Here is a 22,883-nt window from a genome sequence, read left to right on the forward strand (position 1 = left end):
TAGGATGAGAGTCCGGGGCGTTCACCGCCGCCCGACCACTCAGGAGCATCATGCCGTCACCCGCGAACCGCGCGACCGGACCGGGCCGCCGACCGGCACCTCGCATCGACCACACCGCCTTCGCCGGTGCCCGCGCCATCGCCGCCTGGTGGGTGGTGTGCTCACACTCCGCGGACTGGCTGTTCTCCGTGCTCCCCGAGCTCTCGTGGCTCGCGCCGATGGCCCACACCGGACTCGCCGTGGACGTCTTCTTCGTCCTGAGCGGGTACACGATCGCCCGGGCCTACCTGGATCGGCGCTGGACCTGGCCTGCCTACGGTCGCTACCTCCGGAACCGCGTGGCGCGCCTCTACCCGGCACACGTGGCCGTGCTCCTCGCCTTCGCGCTGCTCTGTGTCGGCGGGGCGATGGTCGGTGTCCCAACGGACGACGGGGCGTTCCCGCCCATCGGCCTCCTCGCCGAACTCACCCTCACCCGCGCGTGGTTCGGCGAAGCACTGTGGTGGAACCCGCCCGCATGGTCACTGTCGGCCCAGTTCCTCGCGTTCATCCTGTTCCCGGTGTTCGCCCTCGCCTTCCGCGGCCGGATGCGCGGCCCGGTCCCGATGATCGCCCTCTCTGTCGGGCTCGTCTCCACGACGACGATCGCCGCCGCCCTCGCCCCATCGGCCATGAACGGCATGGCCACCCCTGCTGTCCGAGTGCTGTGCTGTTTCGCGCTCGGCATCTGCGTGGCGGAGTGGACGGCGACCCTCCCGGCCACCCAGCGAGCGGCATGGGTCGCTGCGGGAGGCGCCGCCGGCCTGGTGGTGGCGGCGATCGCACTCGAGCCGGGAGCACCACGAGCCTGGGCCGCGATCACCTTCGCGGGGATCATCGTCGGAGGCCTGGCGGTCGCGAGCCCGCGCTCCACCGCGGTGCTGCGCAGTCGCCCCGCGCGCGTCCTGGGGCAGCTCTCGTTCTCCACGTACCTCGTGCACGTCTTCGTACTCATCCTGCTGTCGAAGGCGATCACGCCGAACGCCGTCGACGGCATGCCGCTCTTCCTCCGGGCGCCGATCATCCTGGCCTGGTTCGGCTCGATCCTCGCCGCGTCCTGGCTGCTCCACACGCTCGTGGAGGTGCCGTGGCATCGGAGACTCGCAGCACCGCGCACGAGCCGGGCCGTCCATGCCGACGGATCGGCGACGGGCGCTTAGGCGTTCGTGCCCGACAGCGGACCCCGCGCCGACCGAACGCCCTGCCCGATGCGCTCGGGGAGCCGCAACGCGGCGCTGACGAAGGCGAGTACGGCCACGGCGAGCGACACCCAGAGCACGGACCAGGCTGCATCGGTCGGCGGGCCCAGCAGCAGTGACGCCGCCGCGTCCCCGACGCCGCCGGGGATCGCGACCGACACCGCGAACACGAGGGCGAGCCGAGCAGTGCCGAGCAGGATGAGCGTCAGGCCCGCCGCGAGCAGCACGCCGATCGCGGCTCCGGCGACGGTCCGGCTCGGGTTGCGGCGCCCCAGCCAGAGCAGGATCACCCCGAGCACGAGGAGCCCGATCGAGAGCCAGGGCGACCAACCAGCCGCCGTCTCGATCACGCGGATACCATCGAGCACCGGCGCGACCTGCGCTGCCGGGACGACGTCGACCACGCGGTCGACGTCCGGGATGACGGCCGCGAAGCCGAACCCCGCGTCGACCAGCCACGTGCGGGTCGCGGAGACGATCGGTCCCAACTGCACGCCAAGGCCCTGCTCAGCCGAGACGTCGATGACCGCGCCCTGGGAACCGGAGACGCCCGCGACGAGCTGCTCATGCGTGACGCGGAGGGCTTCGGTCCAGGCGGTCGCGAAGGCGGGCGAGGCCGCGAACTCGGCGACGTTCCGACGCAGGACCTCGCGCAGTGCATCCGCGGTGTCACCACCGATCGCGCCGAGCACCTCCGAGATCGCCGGCGGGAGCGCGAGGGTCGCCGCGAGGTCGGCCGGCGCTGCAGCCGCCGCATCGAGGTCGACCTGACTCTCCAGCGCGGCGAGTGCCTGGTCCCCCACGAAGGCTTGGACGGCGGGGTCCGTGGCCAGTGGGGCGAGGGTGTCGACGAACGCGTCGGTGTCGCGGAGCATCGTGTCCGCCCAGGTGCTGACGAGCGCGACCGGGATCAACAGGGCGCCGATCACGATCGCCACCGTGCCGAAGAAGCCCCATGCGCCCGCTCCACGTCGGACCGGCTGCTCGACGGCCTCCGCCCGGAGCGCGTCGAAGGTGACGAAGTCGTTGCGGGCGTCGGACGACGGGTGATCGGTCACGCGCCCGAGTCTACGAGTCGGCGCCGTCCGGGCGTCTGGATCCGCGAGACCGCGCGATCGCTTCGACCGCCGCCACCGTGGACACGGTCACCCGTTCCGGCAACGCGTCGAGCGGGAACCACCGGAGACCGCCGTGCTTCTCCGGCTCTCGGAGTTCTGGCTCGCCGACGGTGTCCTCCGCGAGGTACACCGGCGAGATCCAGTGCTGCTGCAGTGCCTCCTCGAAATGGTCGACGACGCACAAGAGCTCGATCGAGCCGAGCTCGAGCCCGGTCTCCTCCAGGGCCTCCCTGCGGACGGCGTCCTCGAGGCGCTCCATCCAGTCGACCTTCCCACCGGGGATGCCCCAGGAACCGACCTCGGGCTCGCGGAGGCGCTCGAGCAGGAGGATCCGACCCTCGCGGACGATCGCGACGCCGCATCCGGAGCGCGGGTGCGGCATGGGCTCTCCAGCGGGTGGAAGCGTGGTGGACGACACGTGCTCACGTTACTCGACGCTGCACCGGCTCGGCCGTGAACGATCACGGTACGCTTGCTCCCGGCACCACGACGATTCGATGATGAAAGCGCAGACCATGCCCTACGAAGCAGCCGAAACCCGTTACGACGACATGACCTACCGCCGCGTGGGCCGCAGCGGACTGCGCCTCCCCGCGCTGTCCCTCGGTCTCTGGCACAACTTCGGCGAAGGCCGCAGCATCGAGGTCCAGCGGGCCATCGTGCGCCGCGCCTTCGACCTCGGGATCACCCACTTCGACCTCGCCAACAACTACGGCCCGCCCGCGGGTTCCGCCGAGACCGCCTTCGGCCGCATCTTCGCGGAGGACCTCGCGGCCCACCGCGACGAGATCATCATCACCTCGAAGGCCGGCTACTACATGTGGCAGGGGCCCTACGGCGAGTGGGGCTCGCGCAAGACCATGCTGTCCTCGCTCGACCAGAGCCTCGGCCGTATCGGCGTCGAGTACGTCGACGTCTTCTACTCGCACCGCCCCGACCCGGAGACCCCGATCGAGGAGACGATGGGTGCGCTCGCGACGGCGGTCAAGCAGGGCAAGGCGCTGTACGCCGGCATCTCGAACTACTCCCCCGAGCAGACCATCGCCGCGTCGGCCGCGCTTCGTGAGCACGGCGTCCCGCTGCTCGTGCACCAGCCGCGCTACTCGATGTTCTCCCGCGAGGTCGAGGACGGTCTGCTCGACACCCTCGACGACCTCGGTCTCGGTGCCGTCGTGTTCAGCCCGCTCGCGCAGGGCATGCTGACCGACCGCTACCTCGGCGGAACGGTCCCGTCGGACTCGCGTGCGGCGACGAGCCACTTCCTCAACGAGGAGTCGATCACGGACACCTACCTCGAGCGCGCCCGCGGCCTGCAGGCGATCGCCGAAGAACGCGGCCAGACGCTCGCGCAGCTGGCGCTCTCGTGGGTGCTGCGTCGCGACACGGTCACGTCCGCGATCATCGGTGCCAGCTCGGTCGAGCAGCTCGAGGGCAACTACGCGGCGATCCACCGCTTGGACTTCGACGACGCCGAGCTCGCGCGCATCGACGAGTTCGCCGTCCACGGCACCCTCCGCTGACGCCAGAACCCCTCCCCTGCCCCCTTCACCTTGTCCCTGACTCAGGACAGCTCCGGCGCGTCGCCCCCGCACCCACCCGACCCGCCGGAGTTCTCCTGAGACAGGTTCACAACTCAGGAGGACGTCGGCGCGTCGCGCAGAACGCCCCGGCGTGTCGGAATGACACGCCGGGGCGTTCCTGAGTTGCGAACCGAGCGGAGTCGGATCAGATGAGGTCGTCCGAGAGGTGGTTCGGCGTGCCGAAGCGGTGCGCCGTGATCGAGACCGCCTGCTCCTGGAGGAACGGCAGCAGCTCGATGCGGCCGGCCTCGGTGACGTCGCCCGCGTAGATCGCGACGTCGGGGCTGCCGGAGGTCGCGTGGGCGACACCCTCGGTCGTCCCACCGATGATCCGGACGCGCGCGCCGGCCTTCGTCCCGACGAGCGAGGCGGCGGTGACGTACCAGCGGTCCTCGCTCTCGACGGTGATCCCACCGGCGATGGCCTCGACGGCCGGGACGAGCTTCGGCGGCAGCGCGACGGCGGACGACACGTGCACGGTCGCGCCCGCGGTCGCACCGGCGGCGACGACGCGGAGGAGTTCCGCGACCGAACCGCCGTCCACGAGACGCACGTGGACCTCACGCGGCACGTACCGGAACACGTTGCGCTCGGCGGTCAGCTTCGAGACGTCCTTCGCGACCCCGAACTCGTCCGCCCACGCTGCAGCGTCGCTCGCGACCGACCGGCGCAGGAACGCGAACTCGTCGGCGGTGAGCACCGCGTCGGCGGCACGCAGCAACGAGGCGACGGCGGGCTTCGGCCCACGGCGCTCCGCCGACCGACCGACGGTGCGCTCAGCCGTGCTCTCGGCGCTCGACCACGAGCCGAGGCCGATGAGGTAGTTCGGGCCACCGGCCTTCGTCCCCGCGCCGACCGCGGACTTCTTCCAACCGCCGAACGGCTGACGCTGCACGATCGCGCCGGTGATGCCGCGGTTCACGTACAGGTTGCCGGCCTGGATGCCGTCGAGCCAGAGACGCAGCTCGGCCGGGTTCAGGGAGTGCAGCCCGGCGGTGAGTCCGTAGTCGATCTCGTTCTGGATGGCGATGGCCTCCTCGAGGGTCTCGGCCGTCATGATCCCAAGGATCGGGCCGAAGTATTCGGTGAGGTGGTACTCGGAACCGCGGGCGACGCCGGCACGCACGCCGGGGCTCCACAGCTTGCCGCTGTCGTCGAGCTGCTTCGGCTCGACCAGCCACGACTCACCGGAGCCGAGCGTCGTCAGGCCGCCGAGCAGCTTGCCCTTCGCCGGCTCGATGATCGGGCCCATCTGCGTGGTCGGGTCGACCGGGTAGCCGACCTTGAGCGAGGTGACGGCGTCGACGAGCTGGTGACGGAAGCGGCGCGAGGACGCGACGGATCCGACGAGGATCACGAGCGACGCGGCCGAGCACTTCTGGCCGGCGTGACCGAAGGCCGACGCGACGACGTCCTTCACCGCGAGGTCGAGGTCGGCGCTCGGGGTGACGATGATCGCGTTCTTGCCGGACGTCTCGGCGAGGAGCGGCAGCTCGGGGCGGAAGGAACGGAACAGCTCCGCCGTCTCGTAGCCACCGGTGAGGATGACGCGCTCCACCGTCGGGTGGGCGATCAGGCGCTCACCGAGCGAGTTGTCGGCCAGCTGCGCGAAACGGAGCACCTCGCGCGGCACACCGGCCTCCCACAGCGCCTCGATCATGACGGCACCGCTGCGGCGTGCCTGACGGGCGGGCTTGATGATGACGGGCGACCCGGCGGCGAGTGCCGCGAGGGTCGAGCCGGCGGGGATGGCGACGGGGAAGTTCCACGGCGGGGTGACGACGGTGAGCTTCGCGGGGCTGAACGTCGCGCCGTCCACGTGGTCGAGCTCGCGGGCGCGCTCAGCGTAGTAGTGGGCGAAGTCGATCGCCTCGGACACCTCGGGGTCGGACTGGTCGAGGGTCTTCCCGGTCTCGGACGCCATGACCTCCATGAGGTCGGCGCGACGCTGCTCGAGGACGTCGCCGGCGCGGTGCAGGATGACCGCACGCTCGGCGCCGGAGAGCGAGCCCCACGAGGCGCCCGCTGCAGTCGCTCCGTCGATCACGGCGTCGAGGGCTTCGACGCTGTCGAGGATGGACGCGGCGACGGTGTCGTTCCCGAGCCGCGACTCCGTGACGCGGGTGAGGATGTCGCGTCCCCACACCCGGTTCGCGGGGAGCGAGGGGTCGGTGTCGGGGGTGTTCTCGAACGCGTCGACCGGGGAGGCCTCGGCGGGCTTCGTGCGGTCCTGCTGCCGGTTCGGCGCGGGGACGGTGGTGTCCAGCTCGGCGAGCGACGCGAGGAACCGCTGCTCCTCACGGGCGAAGAGGGTCTCGTTCTCGCTCAGCTCGAACACGGCGGACATGAAGTTGTCCTGGCTCGCGCCCTCCTCCAGGCGGCGGATGAGGTACGCGATGGCGACGTCGAACTCCTGCGGGTGCACGACCGGCGTGTAGAGCAGGAGCTCGCCGACGTCGCGCTTCACGGCCTCGGCCTGCCCCTGGGCCATGCCGAGCAGCATCTCGAACTCGACGCCGCGCTCGACGCCCCGCTGCTTGGCGAGCAGCCAGGCGAAGGCGATGTCGAAGAGGTTGTGGCCCGCGACGCCGATGCGCACGTTGTCGATGCGGTCGGGGTGCAGGGCGTACTCGACGACGCGCTTGTAGTTGGTGTCGGAGTCCTGCTTGGTCGACCAGGTGGCGAGCGGCCAGTCATGGAGGGACGACTCGACCTGCTCCATGGGGAGGTTGGCGCCCTTGACGATGCGCACCTTGATGCCGGCGCCGCCCGCGGCACGGCGACCGGCCGACCACTCCTGGAGACGGATCATCGCGGAGAGCGCGTCGGGCAGGTAGGCCTGCAGGACGATGCCGGCCTCGAGGTCGTGGAACTGCGGGAGGTCGAGGAGCTTGGTGAAGACCGCGATGGTGAGGTCGAGGTCCTTGTACTCCTCCATGTCGAGGTTGATGAACTTCGCAGGTGTCGCCTTGGCGGCACGCTCGAACAGCGGGGTGAGGCTCGTGACGACGTGCTCGACGGCTTCGTCGAACGCCCAGACCGAGTGGGGGCTGACGGTCGACGACACCTTGATGGAGACGTAGTCGACGTCGGGGCGCGCGAGCAGCTTGTGCGTGCCCTCGAGACGACGTGCCGCCTCACCCGTGCCGAGGACGGCCTCGCCGAGCAGGTTGACGTTGAGCCGCGTGCCGGGCGTCTTGATCTTCGCGATCGCGGGGCCGAGCTTCTTGTCGGTGGCGTCGACGACGAGGTGGCCGACCATGTTGCGGAGCACCTTGCGGGAGATCGGGATGACGACGCCGGGCAGGATCGGGGCGAACGCACCGCCGCAGCGGACCGCTGCCTTCAAGTACCAGGGCAGGAACGCGGGCACCTTCGGGGCGATCGTCTGCAGGGTGCGGGCCGCGACGCGGAGGTCCTCCGGACGCACGACGCCGTCGACGAAGCCGACCGTGAACTCGAGGCCGGTCGGGTCCTTCAACACACCGGCGAGCTGCTGCGCGGAGGCGTCGGCGGGGATCGTCGAGGCCGTCTGGAGCCAGCGGCGGACGAGGGCGATGGCCTCGGTGGCGAGGGCGTCGCGGTCGAGCTGCTGCGTCGATGCAAGAGTGTCGGTCATGGTGCCAGTATCGGCGTCGGGACCAATAAGATACAGCGAAGGTTTTCGAATGATATTCATCGGTTGAGCCGATGGTTTTGGAGGGCACCGTGCTGGACGTCCGACGGCTCCGCCTCCTGCGCGAACTCAAGATCCGCGGGACGATCGCCGAGGTCGCCGCAGCCCTCAACTTCAGCCCCTCCTCCGTGTCGCAGCAGCTCTCCGTCCTCGAGCAGGAGACCGGTGTCGAGCTCCTGCGGAAGGTCGGTCGACGGGTGCAGCTCACCCCGCAGGCCGAGATCCTGGTGGGGCACACAGACGCCCTCCTCGACACGCTCGAGCGCGCCGAGGCCGACCTCGGGGCGTCCCTCACGACCGTGTCGGGCACCATCCGTGTCGCGGTGTTCCAGTCGGCGGCGCTCGCACTCATGCCGGCTGCCCTCAGCGCCATGCGACGCGACCACCCGGACGTCCGCGTCGAGATGGTGCAGCACGAACCGGAGACCGCCCTGGCCGAGACCTGGGCGCGCGACTTCGACGTCGTCGTCGCGGAGCAGTACCCCGCCCACGCCGCCCCGCGGCACCCCGGACTCGACCGCCGCCAGCTCGCCACCGACCCGATCCGACTCGCGTGCCCGCCGGTCGCGAACGAGATCCACCCGGTGCTGCGCATCGAGGATGCGGCCGACCTCCCCTGGGTGATGGAGCCGCACGGAGCGGCGTCGCGACACTTCGCCGAGCAGTTGTGCCGCCGCGCCGGGTTTGAGCCTGACGTCCGCTACCAGACCGCCGACCTCCAGGCGCAGATCCGGTTGATCGAGTCCGGCAACGCGGTCGCCCTCATCCCCGACCTCCAGTGGGCGGGCGAGCCGGCCAGCTGTCGCCTCGTCGACCTGCCCGACCTCCCGCGACGCACCATCTTCACCTCCGCGCGCGAGGCCGGCGTCACCCGCCCGGCGATCGTCGCCTTCCGCGCCGCCCTCGAGGCCGCAGCGGCCTAGCCGAGACCACCCTTCGACAGGCTCAGGGACCGAATGCAAGGGGGGTGCGCCTCCCAGCCGCCGGTGCTTGGCTGGAATTTCCGCATTCCTCCGAAGGAGCACCCGCATGACCGACACCACCACACGCCCCGCAACCGCCGCCGGCACCTTCTCGCTCGGCGGCGACCTCACCGTCAACCGACTCGGCTACGGCACGATGCAGCTGACCGGCGAGGGCGTCTGGGGCGAGCCCGACGACCGCGACGGCGCCATCCGCCTGATCAAGCGCGCCGCCGAACTCGGCGTGAACTTCTTCGACAGCGCCGACGCCTACGGCCCCGACGTCACCGACACCCTCCTCCGCGAAGCGCTGCACCCCTACGACGACATCGTGATCGCGACGAAGGTCGGCCAGACCCGACAGGGTCCCGGCGAGTGGACGCCCACCGGCGTGCCCGCCTACCTCCGCCAGCAGGTCGAGCTCGGCCTCCGCCGTCTCGCCGTCGACCGCATCGACCTCCTGCAGTTGCACCGGATCGACCCGACGGTGCCGTTCGAGGACCAGATCGGCGAACTGCGCAAGCTGCAGGACGAGGGCAAGATCAGACACATCGGCCTCAGCCAGGTCAGCGTCGCCGAGGTCGAAGCGGCCCAGCAGATCGCTCCGATCGCGTCGGTGCAGAACCTCTACAACCTCACCGACCGCTCCTCGGAGGACCTCCTCGACTGGTCGACCGAGCACGGCGTCGCCTTCATCCCGTGGTTCCCGCTGGCGACCGGCGCCCTCAGCAAGGAGCACGGCCCGCTCACGCACCTCGCCGAGCGACACGACGCGACCCCGTCGCAGCTCGCGCTGGCCTGGCTGCTCAAGCGCTCGCCCGTCATGCTCCCGATCCCGGGGACGTCGAGCATCGAGCACCTCGAGGACAACCTGCAGGGTGCGACGATCGAGCTCACCGACGACGAGTTCGAGGAGCTGTCCGCCGTCTCGGAGTAACGCTCCCACCGCCCTTCGACAGGCTCAGGGACCGGACCGCTGATCACTGAGCGGCCACCCGGTCACTGAGCTTGTCGAAGTGCAGCGCAGCTCAGGGACCGACCACCCGGCTCAGCGGAGCCGCTTCGACAGCTCGTGCGCCTGCTCCAGGAGCAGGCCGCCGAGGAACGCCTGGCGCTCAGGCCGGAACCGGGATTCGATCCCGGTGAGACTGAGCGCCCAGGCGGGCTTCCCCGCCGCATCGAAGACCGCCGCGCCCATGCCCCAGCTGCCCTCGAGGATGAGCGCCGGGTTCACCGCGTACCCGCGCTCGCGCGTCTCGCGGATCCGCTCGCGCACGCGGTCGGCGGTGTGGGCCTCGCCCCATCGCTCGACGAGGTCGGCGCGACCCAGGTAGTCGTCGATCTCCTCGTCGCTCGAGAACGCGAGGATCGCCAGCCCCGCCGACGCAACCCCCAGGGGGAAGCGGACACCCTCGGTCAGGACGAACGACCGCACCGGGAAACTCCCCTCCTCGCGCAGCAGACACACGGTCTCGAACCCGCGACGCACCGACAGGAAGGCGCTCTCGCCACTTTCGTGCGCGAGGATCCGCACGCTCTCCCGGGCGAGCTCGGCGACGTCGTACCGCTCCGCCGCGAGCGATCCGAGGAGGAACAGCTCGGGGCCGAGGTGCCACCGGGCGGCGCGGACGTCGTGGTCGAGGAAGCCCTCGGCGGCGAGCGAGGCGAGCAGGCGGTGCGCCGTCGGCCGGGTGAGCCCGGCGGCCGCGGCCACCGCCGAAGACGACGCACCACCGGGGTGCTCCGACACGATCTTGAGGATCCGGCTCACGCGCGAGACGACCTGGGCGCCACGCATCCCCTCAGCCACGTCGCACTCCCGGTTTGTCCACATGGTGAGCCTACGCCGCAGCCGGGACCACGTCATGAGTGAATCGGGGACTGGGCTCCACGCCACCTTTGACACCGCACGACGGCTGTGACTGACTACAGGAGAGACGAACGGCCTACGCCACCATGTGGTCAGGTCGGCCCGCCATCCACAAGGGAGTGACATGACGAAACACTGGTCGAGCGCCGCCGAAGCGTTGCACGAGGTCGTCCGGGACGGAGCGACCATCGCGGTCGGCGGGTTCGGCCTGAGCGGCAACCCGACCGACCTCATCGAGGCCCTGCGGGACACGGGTGCCACCGACCTCACGATCGTCTCCAACAACATGGGCGTCGACGGCAAGGGCCTCGGCATCCTCCTCGAGAACCGACAGGTGCGGAAGGTCGTCGCGTCGTACGTGGGCGAGAACAAACTCTTCGCCAAGCAGTTCCTCGACGGCGAGCTCGAGGTCGAGTTCACGCCGCAGGGCACGCTCGCCGAGCGGCTGCGCGCGGGCGGCGCCGGTATCGCCGGGTTCTACACGAAGACCGGCGTCGGCACCCCGGTCGCGGAGGGCAAGCCGACGGAGGTGTTCGACGGGGAGACCTACGTCCTCGAGCGCGGCATCGTCGCCGACGTGGCCCTCGTGCACGCGTTCCGCGCCGACCGCGAGGGCAACCTCGTCTTCCGGCACACCGCCCGGAACTTCAACCCGATCGTCGCGACCGCCGGCCGGCTGACGATCGCCGAGGCCGAGGAGGTCGTCGAGGATGGCTACCTCGATCCGAACACCGTCGTCACCCCCGGCATCTTCGTCCAGCGCCTCGTCACGGCGACGCCGCGGGTGAAGGACATCGAACAGCGCACCGTCCGTCCGGCGGCCGCCACCACGACACCGGCAGGAGCCTGATCATCATGTGGACGAGAGACGACATGGCCGCGATCGCGGCGACCGAACTCCGCGACGGCGAGTACGTGAACCTCGGCATCGGCATCCCCACGCTCGTCGCGAACCACGTCCCGCCGGGCGTCCACGTCACGCTGCAGAGCGAGAACGGCCTGCTCGGCATGGGTCCGTTCCCGATCGAGGGCGAGGAGGACGCCGACCTCATCAACGCCGGGAAGCAGACGGTCACGCTCCTCGAGGGCGGGAGCTACTTCGACTCGGCGATGTCGTTCGGCATGATCCGCGGCGGCCACGTGCAGCTGGCCATCCTCGGCGCGCTCCAGGTCTCGGGTGCGGGCGACCTCGCGAACTGGACGATCCCAGGCAAGCTCGTCAAGGGCATGGGCGGAGCGATGGACCTCGTCGCCGGAACCCCGCGGGTGGTGGTCGTCACCGAGCACGTCGCGAAGGACGGCAGCCCGAAGATCGTCGAGCGGTGCGATCTGCCGCTCACCGGCGTCGGTGTCGTCGACCGCATCATCAGCGACCGCGCCGTCTTCGATATCGTCGAGGGGGCGCTCGTCCTCCGGGCCTTCGAGCCCGACACGAGCGTCGCCGAACTGCGCACCCTGACGGGCGCGGAGTTCTCCGTCGAACTCGACCCCACCACCACCGGCGAGGTGCCGACCGCACCCGCCACGCCTCAGGAGGCACACGCATGAGCACCGTCATCGTCGGGTACGCCCGTACCCCGTTCGTGAAGTTCAACGGGGCGTTCGCGTCCGTGCCGGCCACCGAGCTCGGCGCCCACGCCATCCGCGCGGCCCTGTCCCGGGCGGGGGTCGACGCCGCCGACGTGCAGCAGGTCATCGCCGGCCAGGTGTTGCAGGGCGCCACCGGCCAGAACCCCGCCCGGCAGTCCGCCGTCGGGGCCGACATCCCCTTCACCGTCCCCGCCATCACCGTCAACGCGGTGTGCCTCTCCGGCATGGAGGCGATCGTCACCGGTACACGTCTCATCGACGCCGGCGAGGTGGACGTGGTCGTCGCGCTCGGCCAGGAGTCGATGAGCCTCGCCCCGCACGCCTGGTCGGGCTCGCGCGCCGGCAAGCGCTACGGCGCCATCGAGCTCGTCGACACCCTCGACCACGACGGCCTGACCGATGCGTTCGAGCACCGGTCGATGGGGTCGTCCACCGAGGAGCGCAACGGCTCACTCGGCATCGCACGCCCGGAGCAGGACGCCTGGGCGGCCGGCTCGCACCAGCGGCTCGCCGCAGCTGCGGACGTCCAAGCCGAGGAGATCGAACCCTTCTCGGTGCCGGGGCGCAAGGGCCCGACGGTCGTGAGCGCCGACGACGGACTCCGCGCCGACACCACCGCCGAGTCGCTGGCCGGGCTGCGTCCCGCGTTCGGCGGCGAGGGCACGATCACCGCGGGTAACTCCTCCCAGATCACCGACGGAGCGGCCGCGGTCGTGCTCATGAGCGAGGAAGCCGCTGCGGCCCGGGGACTCACCCCGATCGCCCGCGTCGTCGCGCACGCGCTCGTCGCCGGACCCGACGTCAGCCTGCACGCCCAGCCCTCCAACGCGATCGCCGCCGCACTCGCGAAGACCTCCCACACCACGGGTGATCTCGCAGCGGTCGAGATCAACGAGGCGTTCGCCGCCGTGTCGGTCCACTCGACCGACGAACTCGGAGTGGATCCCGCGATCGTCAACGCGAACGGCGGCGCGATCGCCCTCGGTCACCCGATCGGCGCCTCCGGCACCCGGATCGTCGGGCACCTCGCCCGCCGTCTCGCCGCCGCCGGCCCGGGTTCGATCGGCGCCGCCGGCATCTGCGGTGGTGGCGGCCAGGGCTCCGCGATCATCCTCGAGGCCGTCTGATCCGTCCGTAACTCCTGCTGGACGCTCGGCGCCGATCCCCGCCCGTGCGCAACTCCTGCTGATCGCGCCGCGTCGCCTCACGCCCCGGCGTGTCGGGTGAGCCGCAGGACTCCAAGCAGGAGTTGTGCGCACGGGCGGGGATCACCGCCTTGGAGGAGCAGGAGTTGTGCGCGGGGCGAGCTGGCCGCGCTGCCGACTCAGACGGGCTCGCCGGTGACGGTGTAGCGGAGGTGGACGACACCGGCCTCGAAGCGACGCTCGTCGACGAGTTCCAGACGTCGCCGGAGGTTGGCCGGCAGCGCCCGCAAGCCGCCGCCGACGATCACCGGTGAGAGGAACAACTGCACCTCGTCGACGAGCCCCGCGGCCATCGCCTCGGCTGCGAGGTGCGGGCCGCCGACGCTGAGGTCGCGGTCCGATTCCGCCTTCCACCGGCGTACGGCCTCCGGGTCGAACGATCGCTCGAGCGTCGTCCGGGCCGTCGAGACCGCATCGAGCGACGTCGAGTACACGACCTTGTCGGCCGCGAGCCACAGAGCCGCGAAGTCGGCGATCTCGCGAGGCTCGTCCGGCAGCTCGTCCGCCGTCTCCCAGAACGTCATGATCTCGTACATGCGTCGGCCGAACAGGTAGGTGCCGATCGGCCGGGAGAGCTCGTTCACGAAGGCGTGCACCTCGGCGTCCGGTGCGCTCCAGTCGAAGCGGCCCTCCTCATCGGCGAGGTAGCCGTCGAGCGAGCTGATCGCCGAATAGATGAGCCTGCCCATGTGTCCTCCGTCGCCAGTGCCGGTACGCGAGAGGCTAGGCCGCAGAGGCGACCGCCCACAAGGGCCGGCTCCGGCACCGACGGTCAGGCGGGCGGGATGACGAGCGTCGCGAAGGAGTCCGCCGGCAGGGTCGGCGTGATGACGTCGTCGCCCACCACGATCTGCACGGGGAGCGGTTCGCCGAGGTCGTTCTGCATCACGAGCACGACGCCGCCGTCCGGGTTGCGGAAGGCGAGCAGGTTCTCGTGCCCGGTCCAGCTCATCGTCGCGAGCCGCTGCGCACCCGGCTGCAGGAAGTGCCCCAGGTGCCGCATGAGGAAGTACTCGTGGGTGTAGCGGAAGGTCCGGGCCTCGGGGTCCACGACGACGAGGGAGTTCTGCGCCCAGCCCCATCGGCTGACCCCACCCTCCGTGAGCGCGAGGTTCCAGTACGTGTAGGCCTGCGCGCCGTGTGTGAAGAAGTGGCGCATGAGTCCCCAGGTGTGCCGCACGAAGCGCCAGTCGTTCCGTCCGTCGCCACACTCCTGCTCGGTCTGGTACAGCGCGAGGTCCGGGTGGGCGTGATGCACGGCAGCGATCGCGCCCTTGCCGGCCCACTGGAATCCGACTCCGGCGACCCAGGGACCGGCCGCCGGATCCCGGAGCACGGTCTCGATCTGCGCGTCGTGCGGCCGCTCCTGCGTGCCGAGGAAGACCCGCACTCCGAGACGGTCCATCTCCGGCCCGAGGACGGCGATGAACCGAGCGAGCCCCTCGGCCGTCCACACACAGCTCGGGAACACCTGCGCCGAGTTGAACTCGTTCTGCGGCATGACCATTTCGACGCGGATACCCTCCTCGCCGTAGGCCTCGACGAAGCGGGCGAAGTACCGGGCGTAGGTCTCGAGGTAGCGGTCTTCGAGGATGAAGAGATCGGTCCCCTCGGCACCGAGTTGATCGTCGCGGATGCCGTTGTCGACGCCGGACCCCGGCCAGGGGCGCGCGGCCGCGTAGTGCCCGTTCGTCTTCATCCAGGTGGGCGGGCTCCACGGCGACGCCCAGAGACGCAGGTCGCCCTGGTACCGCTGCGCCGCCTGGATGAAGGGGACGAGCGTCGCGCGGTCGTGGTCGATGCTGAAGTGCTCGAGGTCGAAGTCGCCGTCGACCTCGTCGTAGGAGTACCAGTCGGTGGAGAAGTCGTTGGCGCCGACGGGCATGCGGCAGAGCGAGAGGTTCAGTCCCGCGCCCGGCGTGAAGAGGTCGGACAGGATGCCCTCGCGGTCCGCTTCGGGCAGGAGACCCAGCGCCGTCCAGCCGAGTTCGTTGAAGCATCCGCCGATACCGTCGACGGTCTGCTGCGGGTTCGTCACGTCGACCATGACGTTCGGCATCCCCGCGAGTCGTCCGAACCCGAGGGGCTCCTGCTCCTGCCAGGGTGCGTCCTGGGTGGTCACGACCCAGCTGACCGACCGCGCTGAAGGCGTGGTGCCTCCGCTGGCGACGGGGCTGCTGGCGGGAATGCTGCTCGTCATCGAGTGCCTTTCGACGGGGGTCCTCCGTGGACCGCGACCGGTGCTCCCACCAGTATGTTGCAGAACCCGCGAAAACCGAAGATCAGTCGCCATTCACGATCGGGCGCGGCGCGCAGCAGGGCTCACCCGAGCGGCGCACCCGGGACACCCCGCTGGCATGCCGTTCGCAGGCGGTCGTACACTCGATGGATGGCCGATTCCACGACGGTCCGGGAGCCGCAACCCGGAGCAGACCTCCCCGACGCCCGCGGGCGCACCGGCCTGCACCGTACCGGCCTCGACCTCACCGGCAACCCGCGTGTCCAGGTGACCGACGTGGAACTGGTCGCCGCCGCCTGGCACGTCCTCCGACGGACGACCCTGCGGGTCCAGGACCGCTCAGGCGCCTGGACGACGCAGCAGCGCGAGACCTACGACCGCGGCAACGGTGCGACCATCCTGCTCTACCACGGTGACTCCCGGAAGGTCCTGCTCACCAGGCAGTTCCGCTACCCGGCCTACGTCAACGGACACCCGACCGGCGAGCTCATCGAGACCGCCGCCGGCCTGCTCGACGACGACGATCCCGAGACGGCTGTCGCCCGCGAGGCCCGCGAGGAGACGGGGTTCGCGGTCGAGGCCGTCCAGCATGTGTTCGACGCGTTCATGAGCCCCGGCTCCGTGACCGAGCGCCTGCACTTCTACGCGGCGGAGTACGACCCCGCTGCGCGTCGCGGCGACTGGGGCGGACTCGCCGAGGAGGGCGAGGAGATCGAACTCCTCGAACTCGACATCGACGACGCGATCGCGCGCATCGGCGACGACATCATCGACGCGAAGACCATCATGCTGCTGCAGTGGGCGAGGCTCTCCGGCCCGTTCGCGACGGCACCGACGCCCGTTCCGCCTGCACCACCCGCACGCTAGTACCGCCGAGACTCCCGGACCCCGAGCTCGCCAGAACACCGTGCCACCCGTCTCCGGGTGGCCGATCGGCGAACCCGAACACCGGTCGGCCACCCGGTCATCTGCCCGTCAGGCCGAGCGGATGATGTCCGTGAGCACCGCGCAGCCGAAGTCGAGCGCGTCGAGCGGCACGCGTTCGTCGACACCGTGGAACATCCCGGGGAAGTCGAAGTCCGCCGGCAACCTGAGCGGGATGAACCCGTACCCCGTGATGCCGAGTCGGCTGAGCGCCTTCGCGTCGGTGCCGCCGGGGATGAGATGTGGGAGCACGGTCGCACCGGGATCGTGACGCTCGATGACCGCCTCGATCACCGAGACCAGCTCGCCGTCGTTCGGGGACTCCATCGCGATGAGCTCCAGCTGGACCTCGACGTCGACCCCCTCGCCCGCCGCTTCACGGATGCGCGCGATGACCTCGTCCCGCTGGCCGGGCAGGAACCGGGCGTCGACCGTCGCGGTCGCGGATTCGGGGATCACGTTCTCCTTGTACCCGCCGGTGATCATGGTGACGTTCGCCACGTTCTGCAGGCCGGCGCGCAGCCGCGATGCGCTGGGACCGACGAGCGCGGCGAGTTCGAACGGCGAGAGCTCGGAGGAGGCTCCGGTCAGTTCGCGCAGCCGCTGGAACAGGTGCGTCGTCGTCTCGGTGAACGACACCGGCCAGTCGAGCGCGCCGATCCGGCCGACCGCGGCGGCGAGCTTGACGATCGCCGAATCCTGGCTCGCGAGCGAGGCGTGACCGGCGGCACCGTGGGCGGTCAGCCGCAACCAGAGCACGCCCTTCTCGCCGGTGTTGAGCAGATACGCACGGGTGTCGGCTCGTTCGCCGAGGGTCACGCTGTACCCGCCGCCCTCGCTGATCGCGTCGCGGACGCCGGCGAACTGCTCCGGGTGGTGCTCGACCATCCACTGCGAGCCGAGGACGCACCCGGCCTCCTCATCGGCGAAGAACGCCAGGACGACGTCGCGCTCGGGCTGCTCCCCCGCCGTCACCATGCGCCGGACCGACGCGACGATCATCGCCACCATGTTCTTCATGTCGACGGCGCCGCGGCCCCACAGCATGCCGTCGGCGATCTCGCCACCGAACGGGTCGACCGTCCATGCGGCCGCGTCGACCGGGACGACGTCGAGGTGCCCGTGCAGCAGGAGGCCGGGCAGGGTGCGGTCGCGACCTGGCCACCGCGCGACGAGGTTCGTCCTGCCGGGCTCGGCCTCGAAGCGCTCGCACACGATCCCGACCTCACCAAGGAGGCGTTCGACGAGGTCCGCCGCGCGGGACTCGCCGACGGCACGCCCGCCGCCGTAGTTCGAGGTGTCGATCCGGATGAGGTCGCGCGTGATGGAGACGACCTCCGAGAGACCGACCGGGTCGCTCACGCGCTCGCCCACGCTCATTCGGCGGTCCGCGGGACCACGGTGAACCGGCGGTTGGCGAGCGAGGGAACCCGCGCCCGCACGGTGTCGAGTCGCGCCGGATCGAGCTCGGCGAAGACGACCCCTGGTGCCTCGCCGGCGGCGGCGATGACGACGCCGGCAGGGTCGACGATGATCGAGTTGCCGGTGGCGAGCGGGCCGGTCTGGTTGGCGCTCACGACGTAGGCGGTGTTCTCGATGGCCCGGGCGCGCACGAGGGTGGTCCAGGCGTCCTCCTTGCCGGGACCGACGATCCACATCGCGGGCAGCAGGATGACGTTGGCGCCGGCGTCGATGAGACGCCGCGCGCTCTCCGGGAAGCGGAGGTCGTAGCAGGTGAAGGCCCCGATGCGGAGGTCGCCGAGCTCGAGGACGAACGGTTCGGTGAGCTCGCCGGCCGAGATGCCGTCGCTCTCCGCGTATCCGAAGGCGTCGTAGAGGTGCACCTTCCGGTACGTCGCGGTGATGTTGCCCTCGGCGTCGATCGCCACGAGCGTGTTGTAGGGCAACCCACCGGGGTTCTCCTCGATGGTGCCGACGACCGTCGGGAGGGAGCGCGCGGCAGCTGCGGCGGCGACACCCGTGATGAATGGGCCGTCGAGTGGTTGGGCGATCGCGGCGAGCGCGCTCGGCGGTTCCGAGGTGGCGTAGCTGCTCATCTCCGGCAGTACGAGCAGTTCGGCGCCGCCCGCCGCTGCCTCACCGAGCAGGGCGACCACGCTGGCGAGGTTCTCGTCGATGTCCGTTCCGGCGGAGAACTGCCCGGATGCGATGCGCATGTGAAACCTCGTTCCGTGGGAAGGGCCGCGACCGTCGGCGCGTGGCCGTCCAGCCACCCTATGCCGAGAGTGGGGGCGTGCGCCGCCGGAACCGGAGCCGGCCCTGGCTCACGAGGATGCCGAGCACGACGATCACGCCGCCCACCGGCTCATTCCAGTGCAGGATCTCACCGAGCACGAGGATGCCGAGGACGACACCGACGAGGGGCGTGAGGTACGTGACGGTGGACGCCGCCGTCGGGCCCCAGGAGTCGACGATCGTCGTCATCCAGATGTAGGCGACGCCGGTACCGAGTGCTCCCAGCGCGAGCATGCTGAGGACGACCGGGGCGTCGAGCGACACGGGCTGCATCGCGATGAACGGGGAGAGCACGAGCATGATGACGGCGGCGAGTGAGATCTCCACGGCCGAGATGACGACCGCGTCGTAGCTGTGGGTGCCGAGGACGAACTTCCGGAGGTAGACGAAGGCGATGCCGTAGCAGAGGGTCGCGCCGAGGCAGGCGAGCTGAGCCGGGATGGACTCGAGGATCGCCGGGTCGGCCAGGACGCGCCAGGGGCCGACGACGATCGCGACGCCGAGGGCGCCGACGAAGATGCCGAACACCTGCAGGCCGTTCAGCCGTTCCTTCGGGAGGAACACCGCGCCGACGGCGAGCGTCATGATCGGCGTGGTCGCGTTGAGGATGCTCGACAGGCCGGACGGCAGGAACTGTCCCGCCCAGGAAAACAGGAGGAACGGGGCGACGCAGAGGAAGACGGAGACGACGGCGAGGTGCGCCCAGAGCCGACGCTCCCGCGGCCAGCGGCGTCGGGTGACGAGCATGATGATGCAGAGCGTCAGGGCACCGAGCACCACGCGGGACAGCGCGACCTGCGCCGGAGCGAGTCCGGTCAGGCCGGTCTTCATGAAGAGGAAGCTGGCGCCCCAGATGAGCGCAGCGCCGAGATAGGCGCCCAGCACCCTGCGGGACCCTGGTGCGACGAGCGCGGTGACACGGGTGTTCGGTGCTGCGGCGCTCATCGTGCTCCCTCGAGTCGGACGACTCAGCTTGGCATCACCCACCGACGCCGTGTTCGCAATTCAGGACGCACCCGCGTGTCTCGCCCGCTCCGCCGCGCCGCAGCACGGACACGCCGGAGGGCTTCCTGAATTGCGAACGGGTCAAGCGGTGGTGGTGACGGGCTCCAGCCGGTGGATCGCCTCCACGAGCGGCGCGAGTTCCGGGAGCGACTCGGCTGTGGTGAGCGACTCCTCGAGGGCGCGGTCGTGCACCGGTCGGGCCTCCTCGAGCAGCGCCTTCCCGGCCGCCGTGAGCTCGGTGTAGACCCCTCGGCGATCGTCGGCGCACAGCACGCGGGTGAGGAGCGCGCGGTCCTCGAGGCGGTTGACGAGCCGGGTGGTGGCGCTCGGCGACAGGGCCGTCGCGCGGGCGAGCTGCTGCATGCGCATGTGCCAGCCGTCCTGGCGCCCCAGGGCGTCGAGCACGGTGTACTCGACCACCGAGAGCCGGGCCTCGGCCTGCAGCGCACGTTCCAGATCGGACTCGATCGACCCGTACAGGGCAGCGAGCGTCCGCCACCCCTGCGCGCGGATCTCAACAGCGTCGTCGGCGATGCCCATCGGGACTCCTCGGTTCGAACATCGAATAATTGATTGCAGACGCAGATAGTTGCTTGCGCTATTACCTAGCGCGTGCAACGATATCTATCGCGCGTCTGCAACTATCAGCGTACGCGTCCGGCCTACCGGCCACCAGTACTCACCCCACGACCCCCAGGAATCGCAGGAATCGTCATGCCACTCGGTCTCATCGCCCTCGCCCTCGGCGGCTTCGGCATCGGCCTCACGGAGTTCGTCATCATGGGGCTGCTGCCCGAGGTGGCGGCCGACTTCGGCGTCTCGGAGGCCGCCGCCGGCTGGCTCATCTCCGGCTACGCCCTGGCCGTCGTCGTCGGGGCGCTCGCCCTCACCGCGGCGGTCACCCGACTGCCGAAGAAGCCCGTCCTGCTGGCCCTGATGGTGCTCTTCATCGCCGGAAACCTCGTCTCCGCACTCGCCGGTGACTACCAGGTCATGCTCGCCGGCCGCATCATCGCCGCCCTCAGCCACGGAGCGTTCTTCGGCATCGGCTCGGTCCTGGCGGCGGCGATGGTCCCCGCCCACAAACAGGCCGGCGCGATCGCGATCATGTTCACCGGCCTCACCGCGGCGAACGTGCTCGGTGTCCCCTTCGGCACGCTGCTCGGCCAGCACTTCGGCTGGCGCTCGACCTTCTGGGCCATCACGGTGATCGGGGTCGTCGCCTTCGTCGGCATCCTGACACTCGTGCCCAAGCCGAAGCGTGACGAAGCCCCGGCGTCGCTCCTCGCCGAGCTGCGCGCGTTCCGCTCCGGCCAGGTCTGGCTCTCGATCGCTGTCACGGTCCTCGGCTACGGCGGCATGTTCGGCGCGTTCACCTACATCGCCTACACGCTCACGGAAGTCAGCGGCTTCGCGTCGACCACGGTGCCGTGGCTGCTCATCCTCTTCGGCGTCGGACTCCTGGTCGGCAACATCGTGGGTGGCAAGGCGGCCGACCGGAACATCGACCGGACGCTCATCGTCGTGATCGCGATGCTGACCGTGATCCTGGTCGCGTTCGCCGCGACCGCTCAGTCGCCCGTCGCCACCGTGATCGCCCTCGTCCTCATGGGCGGCTTCGGATTCGCGACCGTCCCCGCGCTGCAGATGCGGGTCATGCGGTACGCCGCTCCCACGCTCGCCTCGGGCGCGAACATCGCCGCGTTCAACCTCGGCAACGCGCTCGGCGCCTGGCTCGGCGGCGTCACGATCACCGCCGGCCTCGGCTACACCTCGCCGATCTGGGCCGGAGCGGCCATCACCCTGCTCGGCCTGATCGTCATCATCGGTGCGTCCACCGCCGCGAAGCGCTCCCGTCGTCGTCCACAACTCCTGCAGGATGAGCCCGCCGACGCCGCCCGCGCGGAGATCCCGCACCCCGCGTGAGCCGCCCGCGACTCCAGCAGGAGTTGTGAACGGTCTGGGCTGCGCACCTCGACAAGCTCGGTGACCGGGGTAGGGGTGCTCGGTGACCGGGACAGCGGCGAGCGGCGAGCGGCGAGCGGCGAGCACGCTACCGTGGGCGGATGAGCCGAACCCCTCGCCCCAGTGGCACCATGATCGCGGTCGCCGAGCACTGGGCGGCCGAGCGACCGGCGATGCAGCCCGGCAGCCCGACCATCACGATGCTCGGAGCGGGCACGGCGAACGAGGTCGCAGCGGTCGAACTCGACGGCGGCGAGCGCGTCATCGTGAAGCTCTCCCCCGCGGACGCGGCCGGCCTCACCTACGAGCGGTCCCTCATGGCGACCGAGGCGCTCGCCCTCCGCATCCTCGGCCGTGCGGAGGTGCCGCAGCCGGAGATCGTCTTCGAGGCGACGCTCGACGGACGCGACGCCCTCGTGATGACCGAGCTCACCGGCCGGCCGGCGAACAGCACCGAGACCGTCCCCCTCGCCCGCGACGTCCTCGGCCGCACGCTCGCCCGCCTGCACGAGGCAGGACGCACGCCGTTCCACGTGGAACCAGACGACGTCGACATCCCGGCGGAGGCCGCGTCCACCGATCCGGCGACCGGCCTCGCCGAGGGGAACCGATTCGGCTACCCCTTCCGCCCGGAGCTCCAGGCGGCGACCGCCGCCGACGCCTACCGACTCGTCGTGGAGGCCGTCCTCGCCGACGCCCTGCGGTTCGAGGTCGACCTCCCGGTCGCGGCGGACGAGATCCGACACCTGATCGACACCGCGCTGCCGGCCTTCGACACCGTGACGGAGCCGACGCTCGTCCACTTCGACCTCTGGGAGGGCAACCTCCTCGTCATGCCCGAGCACGGGGCGGAGGCCGCCCAACTGACCGGCGTCATCGACCATGAGCGCGCGCACTGGGCCGACCCCACCGCCGACCTCGTCTCCCTGGCGCTCTTCACCGACGTGCCGGAGACGGTCGCCGCCGACTCGGAACTCCTCCGTGCCTACCGCGAGACCTCCGGCCGCGAGCTCCTCCCCGACGAGGACACCCGGACCCGCGCGCGCCTGTGGTCCCTGTACCTCGCGCTCGTCATGGTGGTCGAAGGCGTCCCGCGCGGCTACGAGGGCGACTGGTTCGACGAGCACGACGCGTCGGTGCGCACGTGGATCGGTGACATCGCGGCCTCGCTCGACTGAGCGCGGACCAGGTGTCACTGCGCATAACTCCTGCAGCTCGCAGACCCAGCAACGCACCCTCGCGGGGATGCGTCGGT

The 22,883-nt window shown here is 70.6% G+C and carries 20 protein-coding genes; 10 read left to right on the forward strand and 10 right to left on the reverse strand.

What is annotated here, in order from left to right; genetic code table 11:
* Nucleotides 1-50 precede the first annotated feature (50 nt).
* Nucleotides 51-1,199, forward strand: coding sequence for an acyltransferase (locus ITJ62_RS04945; RefSeq protein ID WP_194599922.1), 1,149 nt, complete (start codon nucleotides 51-53; stop codon nucleotides 1,197-1,199).
* On the opposite strand, the gene ITJ62_RS04950 is transcribed toward ITJ62_RS04945, so the two are convergent.
* The gene (locus ITJ62_RS04950; RefSeq protein ID WP_194599923.1) at nucleotides 1,196-2,296 is read right to left on the reverse strand and encodes a hypothetical protein; all 1,101 of its coding nucleotides are present in this window, start codon (nucleotides 2,294-2,296) and stop codon (nucleotides 1,196-1,198) included. The two genes, ITJ62_RS04945 and ITJ62_RS04950, sit on opposite strands and share 4 nt — an antisense overlap.
* A gap of 10 nt (nucleotides 2,297-2,306) precedes the next feature.
* Nucleotides 2,307-2,774, reverse strand: a complete 468-nt coding sequence (locus ITJ62_RS04955) for an NUDIX domain-containing protein (protein WP_370581824.1) — start codon at nucleotides 2,772-2,774, stop codon at nucleotides 2,307-2,309.
* Nucleotides 2,775-2,871: 97 nt separating this feature from the next.
* Between ITJ62_RS04955 and ITJ62_RS04960 the strand changes: the two genes are divergently transcribed.
* Nucleotides 2,872-3,876 carry an aldo/keto reductase gene (locus tag ITJ62_RS04960; protein WP_194600284.1) on the forward strand — a complete coding sequence of 335 codons (1,005 nt, stop codon included), beginning with the start codon at nucleotides 2,872-2,874 and terminating at the stop codon, nucleotides 3,874-3,876.
* Nucleotides 3,877-4,081: 205 nt separating this feature from the next.
* On the opposite strand, the gene ITJ62_RS04965 is transcribed toward ITJ62_RS04960, so the two are convergent.
* Nucleotides 4,082-7,555, reverse strand: a complete 3,474-nt coding sequence (locus ITJ62_RS04965; protein WP_194599924.1) for a bifunctional proline dehydrogenase/L-glutamate gamma-semialdehyde dehydrogenase — start codon at nucleotides 7,553-7,555, stop codon at nucleotides 4,082-4,084.
* Between the two features lie 89 nt (nucleotides 7,556-7,644).
* Between ITJ62_RS04965 and ITJ62_RS04970 the strand changes: the two genes are divergently transcribed.
* On the forward strand, nucleotides 7,645-8,535 hold the full coding sequence (locus ITJ62_RS04970) for a LysR family transcriptional regulator (protein WP_194599925.1): 891 nt from the start codon (nucleotides 7,645-7,647) through the stop codon (nucleotides 8,533-8,535).
* A gap of 106 nt (nucleotides 8,536-8,641) precedes the next feature.
* A complete protein-coding gene (locus ITJ62_RS04975) occupies nucleotides 8,642-9,511 on the forward strand; it encodes an aldo/keto reductase (protein ID WP_194599926.1) in 870 nt (289 codons plus the stop codon).
* Between the two features lie 111 nt (nucleotides 9,512-9,622).
* Here the strand turns inward: ITJ62_RS04975 and ITJ62_RS04980 are convergent, their stop codons facing one another.
* Nucleotides 9,623-10,372, reverse strand: a complete 750-nt coding sequence (locus ITJ62_RS04980; protein WP_194599927.1) for an IclR family transcriptional regulator — start codon at nucleotides 10,370-10,372, stop codon at nucleotides 9,623-9,625.
* Nucleotides 10,373-10,568: 196 nt separating this feature from the next.
* Between ITJ62_RS04980 and ITJ62_RS04985 the strand changes: the two genes are divergently transcribed.
* From ITJ62_RS04985 to ITJ62_RS04995, 3 genes are read left to right on the forward strand one after another with little or no spacing between them, the layout of a single operon-like run.
* Nucleotides 10,569-11,294: a CoA transferase subunit A gene (locus tag ITJ62_RS04985; protein WP_085511404.1), complete on the forward strand. Its 726-nt coding sequence runs from the start codon at nucleotides 10,569-10,571 to the stop codon at nucleotides 11,292-11,294.
* A gap of 5 nt (nucleotides 11,295-11,299) precedes the next feature.
* Nucleotides 11,300-11,992 carry a 3-oxoacid CoA-transferase subunit B gene (locus tag ITJ62_RS04990; protein WP_194599928.1) on the forward strand — a complete coding sequence of 231 codons (693 nt, stop codon included), beginning with the start codon at nucleotides 11,300-11,302 and terminating at the stop codon, nucleotides 11,990-11,992.
* The gene (locus tag ITJ62_RS04995; protein ID WP_194599929.1) at nucleotides 11,989-13,161 is read left to right on the forward strand and encodes an acetyl-CoA C-acyltransferase; all 1,173 of its coding nucleotides are present in this window, start codon (nucleotides 11,989-11,991) and stop codon (nucleotides 13,159-13,161) included. The genes ITJ62_RS04990 and ITJ62_RS04995 overlap by 4 nt, the downstream gene beginning before the upstream one ends.
* Nucleotides 13,162-13,358: 197 nt before the next feature.
* Here ITJ62_RS04995 and ITJ62_RS05000 read toward each other — a convergent pair whose 3' ends face one another.
* On the reverse strand, nucleotides 13,359-13,928 hold the full coding sequence (locus ITJ62_RS05000; RefSeq protein ID WP_079000480.1) for a dihydrofolate reductase family protein: 570 nt from the start codon (nucleotides 13,926-13,928) through the stop codon (nucleotides 13,359-13,361).
* An 83-nt stretch (nucleotides 13,929-14,011) separates the two neighbouring features.
* Nucleotides 14,012-15,439, reverse strand: coding sequence for a glycoside hydrolase family 30 beta sandwich domain-containing protein (locus ITJ62_RS05005; RefSeq protein WP_194599930.1), 1,428 nt, complete (start codon nucleotides 15,437-15,439; stop codon nucleotides 14,012-14,014).
* Between the two features lie 189 nt (nucleotides 15,440-15,628).
* Between ITJ62_RS05005 and ITJ62_RS05010 the strand changes: the two genes are divergently transcribed.
* Nucleotides 15,629-16,345: an NUDIX domain-containing protein gene (locus ITJ62_RS05010; RefSeq protein WP_194599931.1), complete on the forward strand. Its 717-nt coding sequence runs from the start codon at nucleotides 15,629-15,631 to the stop codon at nucleotides 16,343-16,345.
* A 108-nt stretch (nucleotides 16,346-16,453) separates the two neighbouring features.
* On the opposite strand, the gene ITJ62_RS05015 is transcribed toward ITJ62_RS05010, so the two are convergent.
* The 4 genes from ITJ62_RS05015 to ITJ62_RS05030 all read right to left on the reverse strand — a co-directional run bounded on the left by ITJ62_RS05015 (nucleotide 16,454) and on the right by ITJ62_RS05030 (nucleotide 20,203).
* The gene (locus ITJ62_RS05015; RefSeq protein WP_370581825.1) at nucleotides 16,454-17,764 is read right to left on the reverse strand and encodes a M20/M25/M40 family metallo-hydrolase; all 1,311 of its coding nucleotides are present in this window, start codon (nucleotides 17,762-17,764) and stop codon (nucleotides 16,454-16,456) included.
* Nucleotides 17,765-17,778: 14 nt separating this feature from the next.
* Entirely contained in the window at nucleotides 17,779-18,579 is an 801-nt protein-coding gene (locus ITJ62_RS05020) for a carbon-nitrogen hydrolase family protein (RefSeq protein WP_121292916.1), read from the reverse strand.
* Between the two features lie 58 nt (nucleotides 18,580-18,637).
* A complete protein-coding gene (locus ITJ62_RS05025) occupies nucleotides 18,638-19,603 on the reverse strand; it encodes a DMT family transporter (RefSeq protein ID WP_194599933.1) in 966 nt (321 codons plus the stop codon).
* A gap of 141 nt (nucleotides 19,604-19,744) precedes the next feature.
* Nucleotides 19,745-20,203 (reverse strand): MarR family winged helix-turn-helix transcriptional regulator, encoded by a 459-nt coding sequence (locus ITJ62_RS05030; RefSeq protein WP_194599934.1) that lies wholly within the window; start codon nucleotides 20,201-20,203, stop codon nucleotides 19,745-19,747.
* A 174-nt stretch (nucleotides 20,204-20,377) separates the two neighbouring features.
* On the opposite strand from ITJ62_RS05030, the gene ITJ62_RS05035 reads away from it, so the two are divergent.
* Both ITJ62_RS05035 and ITJ62_RS05040 read left to right on the forward strand, forming a co-directional pair.
* Entirely contained in the window at nucleotides 20,378-21,589 is a 1,212-nt protein-coding gene (locus ITJ62_RS05035; RefSeq protein WP_194599935.1) for an MFS transporter, read from the forward strand.
* Between the two features lie 140 nt (nucleotides 21,590-21,729).
* Nucleotides 21,730-22,806, forward strand: coding sequence for a phosphotransferase family protein (locus tag ITJ62_RS05040; RefSeq protein WP_194599936.1), 1,077 nt, complete (start codon nucleotides 21,730-21,732; stop codon nucleotides 22,804-22,806).
* Nucleotides 22,807-22,883: the final 77 nt, after the last annotated feature.

Source organism: Plantibacter sp. VKM Ac-2876 (genome assembly GCF_015350715.1).
Classification (GTDB): Bacteria; Actinomycetota; Actinomycetes; order Actinomycetales; family Microbacteriaceae; genus Plantibacter; species Plantibacter auratus.